The organism is Mucilaginibacter jinjuensis, from assembly GCF_028596025.1.
Classification (GTDB): domain Bacteria; phylum Bacteroidota; class Bacteroidia; order Sphingobacteriales; family Sphingobacteriaceae; genus Mucilaginibacter; species Mucilaginibacter jinjuensis.
Genome location: NZ_CP117167.1, coordinates 4,970,982 through 4,988,270, shown reverse-complemented (window position 1 = coordinate 4,988,270; position 17,289 = coordinate 4,970,982). Strand labels below are relative to the sequence as shown.

General features: G+C 43.2%; 17 protein-coding genes. 14 read left to right on the top strand and 3 right to left on the bottom strand.

The genetic code is table 11. The features are described from left to right. Window positions 1–152 precede the first annotated feature (152 nt). The gene (gene obgE, locus PQO05_RS21485; RefSeq protein ID WP_273629500.1) at window positions 153–1,157 is read left to right on the top strand and encodes a GTPase ObgE; all 1,005 of its coding nucleotides are present in this window, start codon (window positions 153–155) and stop codon (window positions 1,155–1,157) included. On the opposite strand, the gene PQO05_RS21480 is transcribed toward obgE, so the two are convergent. Then, the gene (locus PQO05_RS21480; protein WP_273629499.1) at window positions 1,154–2,728 is read right to left on the bottom strand and encodes a hypothetical protein; all 1,575 of its coding nucleotides are present in this window, start codon (window positions 2,726–2,728) and stop codon (window positions 1,154–1,156) included. The genes obgE and PQO05_RS21480 overlap by 4 nt on opposite strands. 351 nt (window positions 2,729–3,079) lie before the next feature. Here PQO05_RS21480 and gap point away from each other — a divergent pair, with 351 nt between their 5' ends. The 7 genes from gap (at window position 3,080) to PQO05_RS21445 (ending at window position 9,526) form a co-directional block, all read left to right on the top strand. Beyond that, window positions 3,080–4,081 (top strand): type I glyceraldehyde-3-phosphate dehydrogenase, encoded by a 1,002-nt coding sequence (gap, locus tag PQO05_RS21475; RefSeq protein ID WP_273629498.1) that lies wholly within the window; start codon window positions 3,080–3,082, stop codon window positions 4,079–4,081. An 83-nt stretch (window positions 4,082–4,164) separates the two neighbouring features. After that, window positions 4,165–4,599, top strand: coding sequence for a GNAT family N-acetyltransferase (locus PQO05_RS21470; RefSeq protein WP_273629497.1), 435 nt, complete (start codon window positions 4,165–4,167; stop codon window positions 4,597–4,599). A gap of 204 nt (window positions 4,600–4,803) precedes the next feature. Beyond that, window positions 4,804–5,994: a phosphoglycerate kinase gene (locus tag PQO05_RS21465; protein ID WP_273629496.1), complete on the top strand. Its 1,191-nt coding sequence runs from the start codon at window positions 4,804–4,806 to the stop codon at window positions 5,992–5,994. Window positions 5,995–6,058: 64 nt separating this feature from the next. Next, window positions 6,059–6,382 carry a hypothetical protein gene (locus PQO05_RS21460; protein WP_273629495.1) on the top strand — a complete coding sequence of 108 codons (324 nt, stop codon included), beginning with the start codon at window positions 6,059–6,061 and terminating at the stop codon, window positions 6,380–6,382. 146 nt (window positions 6,383–6,528) lie between these two features. Then, complete coding sequence (locus tag PQO05_RS21455; RefSeq protein WP_273629494.1) at window positions 6,529–8,394, top strand: CocE/NonD family hydrolase; 1,866 nt, start codon at window positions 6,529–6,531, stop codon at window positions 8,392–8,394. Between the two features lie 173 nt (window positions 8,395–8,567). Beyond that, window positions 8,568–9,032 carry a hypothetical protein gene (locus tag PQO05_RS21450; RefSeq protein ID WP_273629493.1) on the top strand — a complete coding sequence of 155 codons (465 nt, stop codon included), beginning with the start codon at window positions 8,568–8,570 and terminating at the stop codon, window positions 9,030–9,032. 2 nt (window positions 9,033–9,034) lie between these two features. Beyond that, window positions 9,035–9,526, top strand: a complete 492-nt coding sequence (locus PQO05_RS21445; protein WP_273629492.1) for a type VI secretion system amidase effector protein Tae4 — start codon at window positions 9,035–9,037, stop codon at window positions 9,524–9,526. An 8-nt stretch (window positions 9,527–9,534) separates the two neighbouring features. On the opposite strand, the gene PQO05_RS21440 is transcribed toward PQO05_RS21445, so the two are convergent. Both PQO05_RS21440 and PQO05_RS21435 read right to left on the bottom strand, forming a co-directional pair. Beyond that, window positions 9,535–10,311, bottom strand: a complete 777-nt coding sequence (locus PQO05_RS21440) for an SGNH/GDSL hydrolase family protein (RefSeq protein ID WP_273629491.1) — start codon at window positions 10,309–10,311, stop codon at window positions 9,535–9,537. Window positions 10,312–10,438: 127 nt separating this feature from the next. Then, entirely contained in the window at window positions 10,439–11,083 is a 645-nt protein-coding gene (locus PQO05_RS21435; protein WP_273629490.1) for a YceH family protein, read from the bottom strand. A 117-nt stretch (window positions 11,084–11,200) separates the two neighbouring features. On the opposite strand from PQO05_RS21435, the gene PQO05_RS21430 reads away from it, so the two are divergent. From PQO05_RS21430 to PQO05_RS21405, 6 genes are all read left to right on the top strand, one after another. Continuing rightward, window positions 11,201–11,788 carry a hypothetical protein gene (locus PQO05_RS21430; protein ID WP_273629489.1) on the top strand — a complete coding sequence of 196 codons (588 nt, stop codon included), beginning with the start codon at window positions 11,201–11,203 and terminating at the stop codon, window positions 11,786–11,788. A 169-nt stretch (window positions 11,789–11,957) separates the two neighbouring features. Next, on the top strand, window positions 11,958–12,422 hold the full coding sequence (mraZ, locus tag PQO05_RS21425; protein ID WP_273629488.1) for a division/cell wall cluster transcriptional repressor MraZ: 465 nt from the start codon (window positions 11,958–11,960) through the stop codon (window positions 12,420–12,422). After that, a complete protein-coding gene (gene rsmH, locus PQO05_RS21420; protein ID WP_273629487.1) occupies window positions 12,415–13,320 on the top strand; it encodes a 16S rRNA (cytosine(1402)-N(4))-methyltransferase RsmH in 906 nt (301 codons plus the stop codon). Before mraZ ends, rsmH begins: the two co-directional genes overlap by 8 nt. Beyond that, the gene (locus tag PQO05_RS21415) at window positions 13,317–13,718 is read left to right on the top strand and encodes an FtsL-like putative cell division protein (RefSeq protein WP_273629486.1); all 402 of its coding nucleotides are present in this window, start codon (window positions 13,317–13,319) and stop codon (window positions 13,716–13,718) included. Before rsmH ends, PQO05_RS21415 begins: the two co-directional genes overlap by 4 nt. Beyond that, window positions 13,715–15,805: a penicillin-binding protein gene (locus PQO05_RS21410; protein ID WP_273629485.1), complete on the top strand. Its 2,091-nt coding sequence runs from the start codon at window positions 13,715–13,717 to the stop codon at window positions 15,803–15,805. The genes PQO05_RS21415 and PQO05_RS21410 overlap by 4 nt, the downstream gene beginning before the upstream one ends. Further along, window positions 15,802–17,262 carry a UDP-N-acetylmuramoyl-L-alanyl-D-glutamate--2,6-diaminopimelate ligase gene (locus PQO05_RS21405; RefSeq protein ID WP_273629484.1) on the top strand — a complete coding sequence of 487 codons (1,461 nt, stop codon included), beginning with the start codon at window positions 15,802–15,804 and terminating at the stop codon, window positions 17,260–17,262. Before PQO05_RS21410 ends, PQO05_RS21405 begins: the two co-directional genes overlap by 4 nt. The last annotated feature ends 27 nt before the right edge of the window (window positions 17,263–17,289 follow it).

Here is a 17,289-nt window from a genome sequence, read left to right as displayed (position 1 = left end):
TTACATTAACTAAGAAGTTCCGGAAAATCCGCTTGTTGGAGTTTTCGGAACTTTATACATTTTAAACAATTCGGACTTTCCGGCTTTTCGGACTCTCCGACTAAAAAATAAGCTTCCGGACTTACGGTCTTACTGACTTCCGGACTAACATCATGTCTCAAGGTTCAAATTTTGTTGATTACGTAAAAATATGCTGTCGCTCTGGTCACGGTGGTTCAGGTTCTGCCCACTTGCACCGCGATAAGCACACAGCAAAAGGCGGCCCTGATGGCGGCGATGGTGGCCGTGGCGGGCACGTTATTGTAAAAGGTAACGCCCAATTATGGACCATGCTGCACCTTAAATTCCGCAAGCACGTAATTGCAGGTGATGGCGAATCGGGAGGCAGTTCGTTAAAAACAGGTAAAACCGGTCGTGACGAAATTTTAGAAGTACCATTGGGAACCATTGCGCGTGATGCCGAAACCGGTGAAATCATCTTCGAAATAACACAGGATGGCGAAACTAAAATATTAACCGATGGTGGCCGTGGCGGTTTAGGTAACTGGCACTTTAAATCATCAACCAATCAAACTCCACGCTTTGCCCAGCCCGGTGAACCGGGTAAAGAGATCTGGAATGTACTGGAGTTGAAATTACTGGCCGATGTAGGTTTGGTAGGTTTCCCTAACGCCGGTAAATCAACCTTACTTTCTGTGGTATCTGCAGCCAAGCCAGAGATTGCTGATTATGCCTTTACTACTATTGTACCTAATTTGGGCATTGTGGCTTATCGCGATAACAAATCATTCGTAATGGCCGATATACCGGGTATTATAGAAGGTGCATCAAAAGGTAAAGGATTGGGCTTCCGTTTCCTGCGTCATATCGAGCGTAACTCGGTATTGTTGTTCATGATCCCTGCGGATACTAACCGTACTCTTAAACAAGAATACGATATCCTACTAAATGAGCTGGAGGAGTATAACCCGGAATTGATCCACAAACCCCGTGTATTGGCTATTACCAAATCTGATCTTTTGGACGATGAACTACTGGCCGAAATGAAACAGGAGCTGCCTGCCAATATTCCGGCTACGTTTATTTCATCAATCGCACAAAAAGGCCTTTTAGAATTAAAAGACCTGCTTTGGAAAGAGATTAACAGCGCAGTTTAATCGGCCGAATACAGTACGTAATCTTCGCTCAGCTGGGTGAGTTTAAATCCCTTGTAGTCTTCGAATGATTTCATGATCATGGTTGCCTTAGCACCTTTATAGTTCGATGGCAGGAAGATGTATAATGGCCCAGAGTGGCCGCAATGCTGAAAGTCTTCGTAATTGATCTTCATATCCTGTCCAATAGGGTCGAGGGTAACTACACGATTATTGCGAACTTCTAAACCCAGATCTGGGCTGATGAAAACAAATATGGCATTTTTGTGGGTGTTATCCAGTTTCATTAATTCATCCAACCCATCCTGATCTAAAAACTGTTGGGTGATACCTGATGTACCATGTGCGCTTTCGTTATTATTAATATCGTAGCCGCTCACCAAATACTGTACGCTGGCATAAGTAATACCAATCCATACCACAGCAAATAAGGCCCTGTAGCCAATCTGTAAACGACCAATTAAGTAAATAGCACCAGGTATAAATACCAGGCCTACCATCCTAAAATGTCTCCCTTCGTAAGAAATGGCTAACTGGCGAAAAAACGCCATGCCAAAAAATACTACGCTTACAATATAAACAACGCTAAGCACCAGGCGGTATTCGGTATAAGGTACAGTTTTAAGGATACGGATCATCACAAATACAGTAGCAATAGCCAGCACTACTATGATGAGCACGCTTATCGCATAACTAAACATCGGCCCATCCGGGTGGAAAAGTAAGCCATGCGTTAATTCATCAACAGAAAAACCTGAAAGCAGAGGGGATGCCAGCGGAAAGCCAAATGTTTCCCACAGTAGTTTTAAACCATGTCCACCAGAAGTTGGGTTGTGGCCTTTGGATAGATAAGTAACATAGATGCCTGTAAATGAAACTATTGCTGGTACGCCTATCCATATCCCGTTAATGATCCACTTACCCAGGATGGTATGTGCGCGCGAAACCCTGATCCAGATAATACACAGCCCCGCAGCGTAAAACCACATGAACGATGATTTGCAGATAAAGCCAATCCAACCCGAGATCAGGATGAATAAGATCAATTTCCAATCTTTAACCCGGTTAAATGATAAACAGCCATACATAAACCATCCGCCGAAGGCGAATAGTAAAACTTCGCCTCCATTATAAAACACATAAGGGATAATGTAAAACATCTGGCAGGCTATAAAAGCAACACTTACAGCCGATACATTGGCCGAAAAGCCAGCCTTTTTGAAAAATTGGTAAAACCCGAATAAGCCTATTACTTCGCAAAACAAAATGGTTAACGCGCAAGCTTGGCCCACGTTTACATGAAAAACGCTCACAAAAAAATAAGGGACCAAATATTGCCCCGGCGACCACCAACTTAGAAACTCGCCAAAGTTCTTATTAATATCCAGTTGATCTGGCGCAATCAGCATGTTAAAGCCCCCGCCATGTTCCATTGAGCGCATTACCTGGAAACCCCAGCTGGGGTCCGGGAAAATAGCCATTGGGTGCTGATAAATTGCGAAAGCCGCAAAAGCGGTAAGGATTACAAGGACAGAAAGGATGACTTTGGGAAGCTGTGTTTTGAGTAGCGCCATTAAAAACTGTTTTTTTGAATAGATGGAGCTAATTTAATATAATTATTTAATGTAGGTTTTGGATGGATGATAGACATGGTTGTGCCAGCGGTATTTTACCCCTTATGAATGTTTCGATGGGTGCAATGACAGTAGTCTTCCCCTATTATAGGGGAATGCAATGGCAGTGCCAACACTACTAACTTTAATAAGGGGTATATTTTAAAAGATGTAGCTATACTGTAGCTAATTAGGGGAAAGCAAAGGAAGTGCTTTATCACTAACATTAATAAGGGTTATAAATTAAGTTTTGGATGACAAGCTACCCCGCCTTTTTAACTAATTTTGCAGCCTCTAATAATACAGGGTGATATGAGGATTGCAATAAACGGATTTGGCCGCATAGGCCGCATATTTTTACGTAACATCATAAACCAGCCCAATATAACCGTGGTGGCTATAAATGATATAACTGATACGGCTACGTTGGCGCATTTGTTTAAGTATGATTCGGTGCACCGTGGCTTTAAGGGTACGGTAACAGCCGATAGCAGTAACCTGTATGTAAACGGTCAGCAAATTATTGTTTTGGCCGAAAAAGACCCATCGCAATTACCCTGGGAAGAATTGGATATTGATCTGGTTATCGAATCGACCGGTAAGTTTGCCTCTAAAGCAGGTGGCGAAATGCACCTGGCTGCTGGAGCTAAGCAGGTAATATTATCAGCCCCGGCAGATAAAACGGTGCCTACTATTGTGCTGGGCGTAAATGACGAAAAGATTGATCTAAATTCAACTATCCTGTCTAACGCTTCATGTACCACTAATAATGTAGCTGCTATGGTTAAAGTATTGGATGATAACTGGGGTGTTAAAGAAGGCTACATCACCACCGTGCACTCCATGACCGGCGACCAAAACCTGCACGATGCGCCGCATAAAGATCTGCGCCGTGCCCGCGCAGCATCGGCATCAATTATCCCTACATCAACTGGTGCGGCTAAAGCCATTACCAATATATTTCCGCATCTGGATGGTATGCTGGGTGGTGCAGGTATCCGTGTGCCTGTATTAAATGGATCGCTTACCGATTTTACCTGCGAACTGAATAAACCCGCCACCGTAGCCGAAATTAACGCTGCTTTTAAAGCTGCTGCTGATGGCCAGATGAAAGATATTCTGGAATACACAGAAGATCCGATTGTATCAACAGATATTTTGGATAACCCGCATAGCTGTATCTTCGATGCGCTGCTGACCTCTGTAGTAGGCGGTTTGACAAAGGTGGTTGGTTGGTACGATAACGAAATGGGTTACTCGAGCAGGTTAGCAGATTTGGTATTGAGAATACAGAAAGAATCAAGAAAAAAATAATAATCGTAGAGACACAATATTTTGTGTCTCTTTTTTGAAATAAAATGAAGGAGACACAAAATATTGTGTCTCTACGAAAAGAGATGATAAAATTTATTTCTGCTGATGACGTACTGCCGCTGCGCAACACCATTTTGCGCGAAGGCAGGCTTACTTTGGATGAATGCCGCTTTAAAGGCGATGACGGCGAAAGTGCTTTTCATTTAGGCTCTTATGCAGGCGATGAGTTGGTTTGTGTGGCCTCGTTCCATTTACAGGAGCATGAGAAGTTTACAGGTGTGGGTTATCAATTACGCGGTATGGCTACCGCCTCGGCATATCAGGGTAAGGGCATAGGAAATCAACTGGTAAATTTTGCTATTGTATATATGCGCGGCCAAAAGGTTAATTATGTTTGGTGTAATGCCCGTAAGGTGGCTGTGAAATTTTATGCGAGTTTGGGTTTCGAAATTATTTCGGACGAGTTTGATATCCCCGGCATTGGCCCGCATTATGTGATGTATTTAAAAATACAATAAAAGATCCCCGTAGAGACACAATATTTTGTGTCTCTTGTTGTATGTTCACGATTATACAGAGACACAAAGTATTGTGTCTCTACGGTGTGATGGGCAATTAACAATAACTTATTGTACCAATGACACACCTTTTTCAATTAAACATTCGGTTTTTAGAATTAATTTATCAGATTTGGAAACGTTTACGTACCGACAATATTCAACATGAAAACAATAGACCAAGTTAATTTCTCAGGTAAAAAAGCCCTTATCAGGGTAGACTTCAACGTTCCACTTGATAACGACTATAACATTACCGACGATAACCGCATAACGGCGGCTTTGCCAACCATCCAGAAAATCCTGAAAGAAGGTGGCGCTGTGATCCTGATGTCGCATTTGGGTCGCCCGAAAGATGGTCCGACTGAAAAATATTCATTAAAGCATGTGGTAAAACACTTGTCAGATCTGCTGGGTCAGCAAGTAGAATTTGCTGATGACTGTATTGGCGAACAAGCTGTTGAAAAAGCAAAAGACCTGAAAGCAGGTGAAGTTTTATTGCTTGAAAACCTTCGTTTCTACAAAGAAGAAGAAAAAGGCGATAAAGATTTTGCAGAGAAATTATCGAAACTGGGTGATGTATACGTGAATGATGCCTTTGGTACTGCTCACCGCGCACACGCTTCTACAGCGGTTATTGCACAGTTTTTCCCTAACGCTAAATACTTTGGTTACCTGATGGGTGCTGAATTAGCGAACGCAGAAAAAATCTTAAACCATGCCGAAAGACCTTTCACTGCTATTATGGGTGGCGCTAAGGTATCGGACAAAATTTTGCTGATCGAGAAATTGTTAGAGAAAGTTGATAACCTGATTATCGGTGGTGGTATGGCTTATACTTTTGCCAAAGCACAAGGGGGTAAAATAGGTAAATCATTATTAGAGGCCGATAAACAAGAACTGGCTTTAAGCCTTCTGGAAAAAGCTAAAGCAAAAGGTGTTAACATTATTTTGCCTACCGACTCTATCATTGCTGATGATTTCTCTAACGATGCCAACAAAGGTGTATCATCAAACAAAGATATCCCTGATGATTGGGAAGGTTTAGATATCGGCCCTGAAACTGTTAAAGCTTTCAGCGCGGTGATCGAAGAATCTAAAACCCTGTTATGGAACGGCCCGATGGGTGTTTTCGAAATGGAATCATTCGACAAAGGAACCAAAGCAGTTGCAGAAGCAGTAGTACGTGCAACCCAAAAAGGCGCCTTCTCATTAATTGGTGGCGGCGATTCGGCAGCAGCAGTTGCTAAATTTGGCTTAACCAATGATGTAAGCTATGTATCAACAGGCGGCGGCGCATTGTTAGAATACATGGAAGGCAAAGAATTGCCAGGCGTAAAAGCAATCAACGAATAATTTTAATTTTTCTTAATACATGTAAAAGGCTTCGAGTGATCGGAGCCTTTTTTTATTTTTGACTATGCCTGATAACCGAGCCCGTAGATTAATGTTGGCGCTTTTTATAGTAGTGTTTGTTCTCTTTAAGTATTATGCCTGGCATTCAATTAATATTAGAAACAAAAAAAACTTTGATTATAATTTTGCCGGTATTGTAGAAAATGTGACGTATGATGAAAAATTGATACCAAGTGTTACTGTACATAATAGGACCTATTATTTAGATACGGGTTATAATTTCGGTCAGGAAATAGGCAAGGGAGATTCTATTATAAAAAAGCGATCTTCACCTGTTTATAAACTAATTAAGTCTGATGGTAAAATTTTAACATTCACAAATGAATGACATTATGCAGTTACTTGAGTAGAGCTGAAGGACTATATAAAATATCCTTGCGCGCGATTGCATCGGGTGCTTAAAACTTCCCGGCGATTGCATCGCCACTGCATCTTCCACGTTTTTTACTATTTTAGTCGTAAATAAAAAATTCAATGCGTTTACTCTTTTCTCTGTTTATCCTGCTTACGGGTTTCTCGGCTTTTGCCCAGCAGCAAGCCCCGCCCGATGCCGCTTATATTAAAGCCAATTACACCAAGTACGAGTACCAGATCCCGATGCGCGATGGTAAAAAGTTATTTACCTCGGTATACGTACCTAAAGATTCTACTAAAAAATATCCCATCATGATGGACCGCACCTGTTACAGCGTTGCGCCTTATGGAGTAGATAAATATAAAGGCAGTCTCGGCCCCTCATCGCAATTTGTACACGATGGCTTTATTTTCGTTTACCAGGACGTTCGCGGCCGCTGGATGAGTGAGGGTATTTATGAAGAAATGACACCCGAACTGGAAGAGCACAAAACCAACAAAGATGTTGACGAGGGCACAGATACTTATGATACCATAGACTGGCTGATTAAAAACCTGCCGAACAATAACGGTAAAGTAGGGGTGTGGGGAATCTCTTATCCAGGCTTTTATACTACTACGGCGTTGCTGAGCCGTCACCCGGCTTTAGTAGCTGCCTCACCACAGGCACCGATTGCCGATTTATGGCGAGATGACGGCTGGCACAACGGTGCATTCTTTTTAGTGGCCAACTTTGGTTTTTATCCGGGTTTTACCAATCGTCAGGACGATAAGCCTACGCAACGCCGTGCCAAAGGCTTTGATGCCGGTACCGAAGATGGTTACGAGTTTTTTATGCGTATGGGGCCAACCCGTAATACCAACGACAAATATTATAAAGATACCATCCGCCTGTGGAGCGAAATGCTGAACCACCCCAACTACGATCAGCATTGGAAAGACCGTAACGTGTTGCCACACCTGCACGATATTAAAACTGCCGTATTAGTAACCGGTGGTTGGTACGATGCCGAAGATTTGTACGGCGCTATCAATACTTATAAAACGCTGGTCAAGAAAAACCCGAACACACCGGTTTATTTCGCAATGGGCCCTTGGGTACACGGTGGCTGGTCGCGCGGGCCGGGTGACCATTTAGGCGATGTTGATTTCGGCGGTCCGACTGGTCCGTATTACCGTGATAGTATCGAGTTCAAATTCTTTAGCCATTATCTGAAAGGTACTGACCTGAGCATCCAACCGGTAAACACTTTCGAAACCGGCGTTAACAAATGGAAGACTTATAAAACATGGCCGCCAAAAGAGGCTCAGGATAAAAACTTGTACCTGTTGGATAATGGTAAACTTTCATTCACTGCGCCATCGGCCGTAAAAAATACTTACGAAGAGTTTATCTCAGATCCATGGCATCCCGTTCCGTTTATTAACGGCATTGACATGGATATGAAACGCGAATACATGACCGGCGACCAGCGTTTTGCATCCCAACGCCCCGACGTATTAACCTGGCAAACGGATAGTTTGGATCATGATATTACCCTTGCCGGAAATATCTGGGCTAACCTTAAAGTAGCCATTACCGGTACAGATGCGGATTGGGTTGTGAAGGTGATTGACGTTTACCCGGATTCGACCCAAAACAATAAATGGGTGGGTAAAGATGTGCACTTATCAGGCTACCAGCAAATGGTACGCAGCGAAAGTATGCGTGGTAAATACCGTAACAGTACCGAGCACCCCGAGCCTTTTGTACCCGGACAAGTTACCCCAGTAAACTTCGAGCTACAAGATATATTGCACACCTTTAAAAAAGGCCACCGCATTATGGTACAGGTACAAAGTACCTGGTTCCCGCTTATTGACCGTAACCCGCAGAAGTTTGTAGATATTATGAAGGCTACGGATAAAGATTTCCAGAAGGCTACGCATAAGGTATATACCAGCAAAGAGCATCCAAGTTATTTGAAGGTAAGGGTGATAGAATAGGCCCTTACAAAACTCCATCCTCTGCACGTCATTGCGAGGTACGAAGCAATCCCCGGTATACAGAGCCGCTCTGAAAAGCTCGCGATTGCTTAGTACCTCGCAATGACGTTTTTTGTTCAGCTCAAACTTTTCTTTAAAGTTAAGGTTGTTAATTTAAATCTTATCGACATACAATGAGAGGTTCAATCCTTATTATTCTTTTCGTTTTACTGGCATCGTGCAAAAGCCCGGAGACTAAATCTGTGCAGAAGGATACTGTGCAAAAGCAGGTTGCTGTTAAAAAAGATACCGCAACTTTCTCGCAGCCATTTGTTAAAGATTTATACGCCAAGTCTGATTTAGTTGTCCGCGTAAAAGTGCTTGGTGCGGTTAAAAACCAGGACTTTTATGTAGTAAGTGCCAATTTGATCTCCACATATAAAGGTAAGGCTGATACAACATCGCCTTTAAAATACGAGGCTTTCTTAGAGGAAGGCGACTACAAAGAATTTTACGGAAAAGATTTGATCGTGTTTCTGAACACCAATAAGCACGATCCTAAACTTTTTGCAGCGGGCGTGCGTTGGGGCCGAATTGAAGCCAATGTAGAATTTGCTTACAGCGAAGAGTTAAACAATTACATCTTAAAGCTTAAATAATTATGCTGTTACCATCATATCAAAGCCTTATTACTAATTACCCCGGTAGTCAATACACATCTTTGCAGGTTAGAGATTTGGTAAAGGGCGATATTGAAAGCCATTCGCCAACGTTTGTTAATACATGTGTGATCAGGATGAGCAGGGCATTTAATTATGCTAATAGCGGTAGTTTGTTCGATATACCAAAAGGCTACCCAGGCTTGCTAACCTTTAAAGGCGGCGATGATCTTAACTATGCAATCAGGGTAAGCGAGTTCAATAATTATTTGAATCACCACTACGGTAAGCCAACTATTACACTAACCCGAAAAAATGGTGAGTTTGATATGAAAGCACTGCAAAATAAAACCGGTATCATCAGGTTTGAGGTAAGTGGTTGGAGCGATGCCACAGGCCATTTTAGCTTATGGGATGGAGGATGCCAATACTGCGGCGACCATGATTATTTCGCCATGAAACAAACCTCATCCATTTCATTCTGGAAGTGCTGAGTTGTCCTCTATTTATACTTATAAATCTTTAAGAATTTTAATCGCTCCCTTACCTGCTTAATCCACTCACGGGCCATTAGCTCGTGTGCGGGTACTGTTGGATGTACACCGTCCCAAATCCAGTAATTAACAGAGGTATCTTTAATTACCTTGTCGAACATGACAGGATAGTCAACTACTACGGCGTTAAACTCTGCTGCCAGTTTTAGTACGATCTCTTTACGCTGATTAACACTGTTTTTCCAAAGATCAAAGTGCTCATTAGTGCGGCTGCCCGGGTATACGAAGGGGAGACCCAACACAATCAATAAATCCGGGTTTTGTTGCCTGCTTTGGGTAAGGATGCTTCTGTAATCTGTTTCAAACTGAGTTAGCGGATCGCCTGGAGCTATATCACGTATGTAAGCATTGGTATCATTTACTCCCACCAAAATGCTTAATACATCTGGCTTAATATCCAACGCATCTGTTTGCCAGCGTGCTTTCAAATTGGCTACGGTATTTCCGCTGATGCCACGATTATAAAAGTGAAAATCATTATGGGCAAAGTCGGCCCCTATACGGGCTGCGATGTTAGATGCATAACCGTGCCCCATTGTATGGTTTAAATCGTTCTGATCGCGGCCACGGTTGCCATCAGTTATAGAATCCCCCTGGAATAAAAAGACGAGGCTATTTTTATCGGGCGTTGGGTTCGTGCTTCCTGCCAATGCATCAGTAACTAATCCTAAAGATAGGCTGGCTAATGTTGATGTTTTAATGAAGGTGCGGCGTGATGATTGCATTTTTTGTTTTGAACCAGAATTTATAGAATTAAAGAATTTTCAGAATGATTTTATAAATATGATTTAAGAATTAAAGACAAAGGTAATTCTGCCCATTCTTTAATTCTATAAATTCTGGTTCAGAAACTTATATCCCCAACTCTTCCATCAACTTATTAACCTTTTCCTGCATAGCAGTCAGCTCTTCCTCAAGCTTACTCACACGCGCTTCAAGAATTGTTACGGATGGTTTGTTAGAAACATCAATTTCATCATCTTCGGGGAAATCAAGGCTTTCACCCAGCAGGTGCATATAACGTTGCTCTTTTTGTCCGGGGCGTTTAGGGAGCTGGGTCAGATAAGGCATATCGCCGCTTCCTAATTTCTCGAGTGCTTCCTGCACATCATCAAGTGATTCAAATTCGTATAATCGGCCCGAATTGGTATTGAGTTCGCCGGGAGTTTGTGGCCCGCGTAGCAGAAGCAGACAAATCAACGCCACTTCCGATGGGATCACCGGAAACACAATGGCAAAGTTATGTTTGTATTTAATGGCACGGCTCGATCCACCTGTGGCGGTAGAGATCAGTCCTTTTCTTTTTAAAGTATCAAGTGCTGTAATTACGGTGTTATCATCGTACTCAACCACAGGCCTGCGTGCCGATTTTTGATTGCAGGCTGCCACCAGGGCATTCAAAGTCATGGGATAATAATCGGGTGTGGTGCGGCTCTTCTCCATTAATGAGCCCAGTACGCGTATTTCTTCGTTATTTAATTTAGGTAATTGGTCCATAAGCAAATATGTTTATTTATCGGAGATATTAGCTTTATTTAAATGATTTTCTTGTCCTGATGTATAAATATATGTTGCTATAACTATATTTATTGCCGATGCCCCTCTTTACACATCATGAAAAACAATTCTCTAACCAGGCTTTCATTGGCCTGTTGTTTAATAATTTTAGGGGTAAAAAGCAGCTATAGTCAGGCTCGTAGCGGAATTGGATTTTCCTATGGTTTTAATAAGCCTTTTTCTGGCGATTATAGTGCCGGTGCCGGTTGGCAATTATTGGGTAGTATTGCGCTCAGCAACAAACTGGCCCTTTCACCATATATTGGTTATGATAACCTGAAAGGCAACCTGCGTTTTAACACTACGGCACCCGATGCAAGCGGTGGTTACCACCAGGGCAGGATCCAGAATGTAGACCTGATTAATGCAGGTGTCGATGCTAAATATTATCTCAATAACTGTTTTTTTGTAAAAGGCGGCGCACTGGTTTACGCGGCTGGTGGTAATGAGGATCTTATTAATGTGGGGCTCGGTTTATCGGGCGGTGCAGGGCTCTCTTTGCCGGTTGATGAGCATCTTAAATTCGAGTTTACAGGTTACTCCAATGTGGTTTATATTCAGCCCGCAAGTGGTCACGGCATCACACCTTATGTGGGACTGAGGGCGGCCATCTATTTCGACTTTGGAAAGCCACTGCTGAGGTAAGTCAATCCATAATTTAAAGCAAATTAAACACTTATAAACAACAAAGCCCGGCCGCAAGCCAGGCTTTGTTGTTTAAGTTAAAATTGTTAAAAACTTTTTGTGGGAAAAAGTGGTATAAAGTGGAACATACGTGTTACTTTTACGTTGGAATTTTACCATAACTGTATAGATGTCTCACTTTTTAGGAGAATTTGAGTGTAAACTGGATGCCAAAGGACGGATGATGATCCCCACTGGCCTCAAACGTCAGCTTCCGGAAGCTGAGGCAGAGGGCCTTGTGATCAACCGTGGCTTTGAAAAGCACCTGGTTATCTATACCCGAAAAGAGTGGAATCTGATCATTGAAGATCTGGCGAAGCTTAATCAGTACGAGAAAAGAACCCGCGAATTTATAAGATATTTTACGCGCGGCGCTACAGAATTATCATTAGATGCCAATGGTCGCATTTTGCTGCCAAAAGCGCTGTTGGAATATGCTGGTATCGGTAATGATGTAGTGCTGGCTTGCCAACTGAATAAAATAGAGGTTTGGGATCAAAAAGCCTATGATGCCCAGATGGATAGCGAGCCTGAGAACTTTGCTAACCTGGCCGAAGAGGTAATGGGTGGCTTAGGAAGGAGGAGTGATGGATAACACTTACCATACTCCAGTAATGTTGGCCGAATGTATTGAGGGTTTAGAGATTAAACCTAACGGTACTTATGTAGATGTGACTTTTGGCGGTGGCGGCCATTCGCGCGAGATTATGAAACATCTGGGCGAGAAAGGTACACTGGTTGCTTTTGATCAGGATGCGGATGCGCAGCAAAATATGATAGCTGACGACCGTTTCATTTTTGTGGATCAGAACTTCCGTTACCTCAAAAATTTCGCCCGTTTACATGGGGTTATCCCGGTTGATGGGATCCTGGCCGATCTGGGTGTTTCATCGTACCAGTTTGATCAGGCCGATCGTGGTTTCTCAATCCGTTTTGATGCCGAGCTGGATATGCGTATGAACCAGTCGGGCGATTTAACGGCAAAACAAGTAGTTAATACGTATGCTGAAGCCGACCTCCACAGAATTTTTGGCATTTATGGGGAAATCCAAAATGCAAAATCACTGGCGCGTACGGTAGTAACCGCAAGGTTAAATGGTTCGATTGATACGATTGCAGATTTAAAAAATGCCATCGCTGGATTGATTCCTCGTGGTAAAGAAAATAAATACCTGGCGCAGGTTTTCCAGGCGCTAAGGATTGAGGTTAACCAGGAACTGGAAGCGCTGAAGGAATTTTTATTCCAGGCAGCAGAAATCCTGAAACCGGGTGGCAGATTGGTAGTGATGTCATATCACTCACTGGAAGACCGGTTGGTTAAAAACTTCATCGCCAAAGGAAAATTCAGCGGAGAATTGGAGAAAGATATATACGGAAATGATGATCGCCCGCTGGTGGCTGTAAGTCGTGGAGCTATTACAGCAACCGAGGACGAGATTAAACAAAATAACAGGGCGCGTAGTGCCAAATTAAGGATAGCTGTAAAGAAATGAACCGTTTAATTGCAGATATAGCCGAAGAAGAAAACGAACAAGAAGTTGTGGCCGAAGCGCCTAAGGTGCAAAAGCCCGAAAACTTTTTTGCTTTGTTTTTACGCAAGGGTTTCATCTCTCCGGATGATGCTACCCGCGCGCTCCCGTTTATCCTGTTTTTGTCGTTTCTGGCCATGATCTATATCGCTAACAGGCATTTGGCCGAGACGTATTTACGTGATATAGATAAGTATAGCAAAGAAGTAAAAGAATTAAGCTGGGATTATAAAAGCACCAAAGCCGAGCTGGCCTTTAAAAGCACGCTTACAGAGGTTGCCAAACGTGCCGATACATTAGGAGTGAGGGTATCATTAGATCCGCCGCAGAAGATAGTAGTGAAAGAGGAGGGTGATAAATGAGTATCAGAACCAATATATTATTAAGGGTGTACCTGGCTTTTGGGCTCATTTTGCTGTTTGCGCTGGCTGTGGTATTACAGCTTTTCAATGTGCAGTTTAAACAGGGTAAAAAATGGGCAGCAATGGCGCAAACCTTGTCTACCCGTTATATGACTGTAGATGCAGCCCGCGGTAATATTTTCGCGGTTGATGGCAGTTTGCTGGCCACCTCGGTGCCCGAGTATGAGCTGCACATGGATATGTTGGCTGGTGGTATTGCTGACGATAAAATATTTTACGCCAAGGTTGATTCGCTGGCCCTGAAAATGTCTCAGTTTTTTGGCGACAGATCTGCCAAAGAATATTCGATGATATTGCGTGATGCCCGTAAGGATAGCGCGCGTTACCAGCTGATCCGTCGTAAGGTAGGTTACCAGGAGTTGAAGAAAATTCGCCAGTTCCCCATTTTCAATATGGGTAAATATAAAGGCGGCTTAATCATCGTGCAAAAGAACCGAAGGATTATGCCTTTCCGCACTTTGGCTATGCGTACCATCGGTTACAAAAACGAGAACGTTAAAAATGGTGTAGGCCTTGAAGGTGCTTACGCCAATTATATTGATGGCGAAAGCGGTCAGCGTTTGATGCAGCGTATAGCGGGCGGTGTTTGGATGCCGGTGAATACGGAGGATGAGATTTCATCAAAAGATGGCGCAGATATTATGTCGACCATTGACATCAACTACCAGGATGTGGTACAAAGCGCATTGGAAAAACAAATGATTAAAAGCGATGCCGATCATGGTGCCGCCATTTTAATGGAAGTACAAACCGGCGAAGTTCGCGCAGTGGCCAACTTTAACAAGATTGCCCCGGGCGAATATAAAGAGCAGTTTAACTACGCCATCGCAGGTAACCAGGATCCGGGTTCTACTTTTAAAGTAGCCTCGTACATGGCTTTGCTGGAAGATCATAAGGTTGATACCAGTACACGTGTTAACACAGGTACATATTCTGTTCCGGGTAAAGTGATTACAGATTCGCACGGTAGTATTGGGGTTGTCTCAGTTCAACGGGCGTTCGAAGAATCATCTAACGCGGCGGTTGCCTATTTGGTAAACAATGCTTACCACGATAACCAGGCACAGTTTACCAACCACTTATACGCCTGGCACCTAAATGAAAAAATGGGCTTGCAAATTCCCGGTGAAGCACAGCCGGTTGTTAAGAACCCTAAGAACAGGAGTTGGAACAAGAATTTGACGCTGCCGCAAATGGCTTATGGCTATGAGATGCAACTAACACCGCTGAAAATGTTGTCGTTTTATAATGCCATTGCAAACAACGGCAAATACGTAACGCCAATTTTTGTGAAAGAAATTCGCCGTTTAGGCAACACGGTAGAGCATTTTCAAACCCGTGTAACTAACGAGAAAATGTGTTCTGATGTAACGTTGCATAAAATGCAAGGCATGTTAGAAAGTGTGGTACTTAATGGTACCGGTAAAGTAGCTTACAGCCCGTTGTATAAAGTTGCTGCAAAAAGCGGTACTGCACAGGTGGCCGATGGCAATAAAGGTTATAAGGCTAAGAAACAATACCAGGCTTCTTTCTGCGGATATTTTCCGGCAGATAAGCCTAAATATTCATTAATAGTGGTTATTAACGACCCTAAGAACGGTTACTATGGTGCCGCGGTAGCGGGACCGGTTTTCAAGGAAATTGCTGATAAGGTTTTCTCGAGCGATTTGGAAATGAACCAACAACCACCGGTTAGGTTTGCCAGCACTACCAAGCCTACTGTTAAAGCAGGTGATGCCAAAGCTTTACAGCAAGTTTACGGCAAGCTGGGTGTAAAAGGAAACCCGAAGGCAGATAGCGGCGATTTTGAATCGGACACCAGCGATCGCCCGATGGGCCAGCTGGCTAAAAAGAAAGTGTTAACCGTACCGAGTGTAACAGGTATGGATTTAAGCGATGCGCTGTATGTACTGGGCAACGCAGGTTATAAAGTAGCAGTACACGGAAGCGGATTGGTGAAAACGCAATCTGTAACCGGTGGAAGTATAATACCCAAGGGATCTAAAATATCAATAGAACTGGAATGAGGTACCTGAGTAAAATATTAGATGGCATAACCTTCACCGAATTGCAAGGCAGTGCCGATGTGGAAATTACTTCCATTACGGCCGATTCGCGCCAGGTAAAGCCGGGTACTTTGTTTGTTGCCGTTAAAGGTACACAGATAGACGGGCACATTTATATTGAACAGGCTATTAAAGACGGCGCTGTTGCTATTGTATGCGAAGATTTACCCGGCCACACGGCTGGCGAAGTTGCTTTCCTGATGGTTGGTAATTCGGCAGCGGCACTGGGTATACTGGCTTCTAATTTTTATGATAAACCATCGGCTAAATTAAAGCTGGTTGGTGTAACCGGTACTAATGGTAAAACTACGGTTGCTACGCTATTGTATCAGTTGTTTACAGATCTGGGTTATAAATGCGGGTTGATCTCGACTGTTGAAAATAAGATCAACGGAAAAATTATACCATCAACCCATACCACGCCCGATCCGGTTGCTTTGAATGGGTTATTGAATGATATGGTAAATGCCGGCTGCGATTACGCCTTTATGGAAGTAAGCTCGCACGCGGTTGCACAACATAGAATAGAAGGTCTGCAGTTTTCGGGAGGGATCTTCACCAACCTAACGCACGATCATTTAGACTATCATAAAACATTTGAAAACTACCTGAAAGCCAAGAAGGCATTCTTTGATGGTTTGCCTAAAAATGCTTTCGCACTAACCAACATCGACGACCGTAATGGTAACGTAATGCTGCAAAATACCAAAGCCTACAAAAAAAGCTACGCTCTTAAAAGCATGGCCGATTTTAAGGTAAAGGTATTGGAAGATCAGTTTACCGGCTTGCTGCTGAATATAGATGGCGAAGAAGTTTGGTTTAAAATGGTTGGCATGTTTAACGCCTATAACCTGCTTGCGGTTTATGGAGCTGCCATGCTGCTCGATCAGGATAAAGCCAAGGTGTTAACCAGCCTGAGCAAACTATCGGGTGCAGAAGGAAGATTTGATTACGTGATTTCACCTAACCGCATCATAGGTATTGTGGATTATGCGCACACCCCTGATGCGGTGCAGAATGTGTTAAGTACCATTAAAGATATCCGCAAAGGAACCGAAAAGGTAATTACCATCATCGGTTGCGGTGGCGACAGGGATAAAACCAAACGCCCGGTAATGGCCAAAGTTGCCTGCGACTGGAGCGATAAGGTGATCCTTACCTCTGATAACCCACGCTCTGAAGACCCGGCGCAGATTATCAAGGATATGGAAGCCGGAGTTGATCCTTCTAACCAAAGGAAAACCATCAGTATTGTAGATAGGAGAGAAGCTATTAAAACGGCAGTGCACCTGGCGCAGCCGGGAGATATTATCCTACTGGCAGGAAAGGGGCACGAGAAGTATCAAGACGTGAAGGGCGTGAAAAGCCATTTCGACGACAAAGAAGAATTAATTGAACAATTTAAAACGGTAAGCTAAGATATCAGCACACTGCCACAAAGAGAA

Coding starts and splice junctions, on each gene's coding strand:
- PQO05_RS21460 (WP_273629495.1), top strand. CDS start 6,059: ATGCCTGATAACCGAGCCCGTAGATTAATGTTGGCGCTTTTTATAGTA.
- gap (WP_273629498.1), top strand. CDS start 3,080: ATGAGGATTGCAATAAACGGATTTGGCCGCATAGGCCGCATATTTTTA.
- PQO05_RS21415 (WP_273629486.1), top strand. CDS start 13,317: ATGAACCGTTTAATTGCAGATATAGCCGAAGAAGAAAACGAACAAGAA.
- PQO05_RS21440 (WP_273629491.1), bottom strand. CDS start 10,311: ATGCAATCATCACGCCGCACCTTCATTAAAACATCAACATTAGCCAGC.
- PQO05_RS21450 (WP_273629493.1), top strand. CDS start 8,568: ATGAGAGGTTCAATCCTTATTATTCTTTTCGTTTTACTGGCATCGTGC.
- PQO05_RS21435 (WP_273629490.1), bottom strand. CDS start 11,083: ATGGACCAATTACCTAAATTAAATAACGAAGAAATACGCGTACTGGGC.
- PQO05_RS21430 (WP_273629489.1), top strand. CDS start 11,201: ATGAAAAACAATTCTCTAACCAGGCTTTCATTGGCCTGTTGTTTAATA.
- PQO05_RS21465 (WP_273629496.1), top strand. CDS start 4,804: ATGAAAACAATAGACCAAGTTAATTTCTCAGGTAAAAAAGCCCTTATC.
- rsmH (WP_273629487.1), top strand. CDS start 12,415: ATGGATAACACTTACCATACTCCAGTAATGTTGGCCGAATGTATTGAG.
- PQO05_RS21445 (WP_273629492.1), top strand. CDS start 9,035: ATGCTGTTACCATCATATCAAAGCCTTATTACTAATTACCCCGGTAGT.
- obgE (WP_273629500.1), top strand. CDS start 153: ATGTCTCAAGGTTCAAATTTTGTTGATTACGTAAAAATATGCTGTCGC.
- PQO05_RS21470 (WP_273629497.1), top strand. CDS start 4,165: ATGATAAAATTTATTTCTGCTGATGACGTACTGCCGCTGCGCAACACC.
- PQO05_RS21480 (WP_273629499.1), bottom strand. CDS start 2,728: ATGGCGCTACTCAAAACACAGCTTCCCAAAGTCATCCTTTCTGTCCTT.
- mraZ (WP_273629488.1), top strand. CDS start 11,958: ATGTCTCACTTTTTAGGAGAATTTGAGTGTAAACTGGATGCCAAAGGA.
- PQO05_RS21410 (WP_273629485.1), top strand. CDS start 13,715: ATGAGTATCAGAACCAATATATTATTAAGGGTGTACCTGGCTTTTGGG.
- PQO05_RS21455 (WP_273629494.1), top strand. CDS start 6,529: ATGCGTTTACTCTTTTCTCTGTTTATCCTGCTTACGGGTTTCTCGGCT.
- PQO05_RS21405 (WP_273629484.1), top strand. CDS start 15,802: ATGAGGTACCTGAGTAAAATATTAGATGGCATAACCTTCACCGAATTG.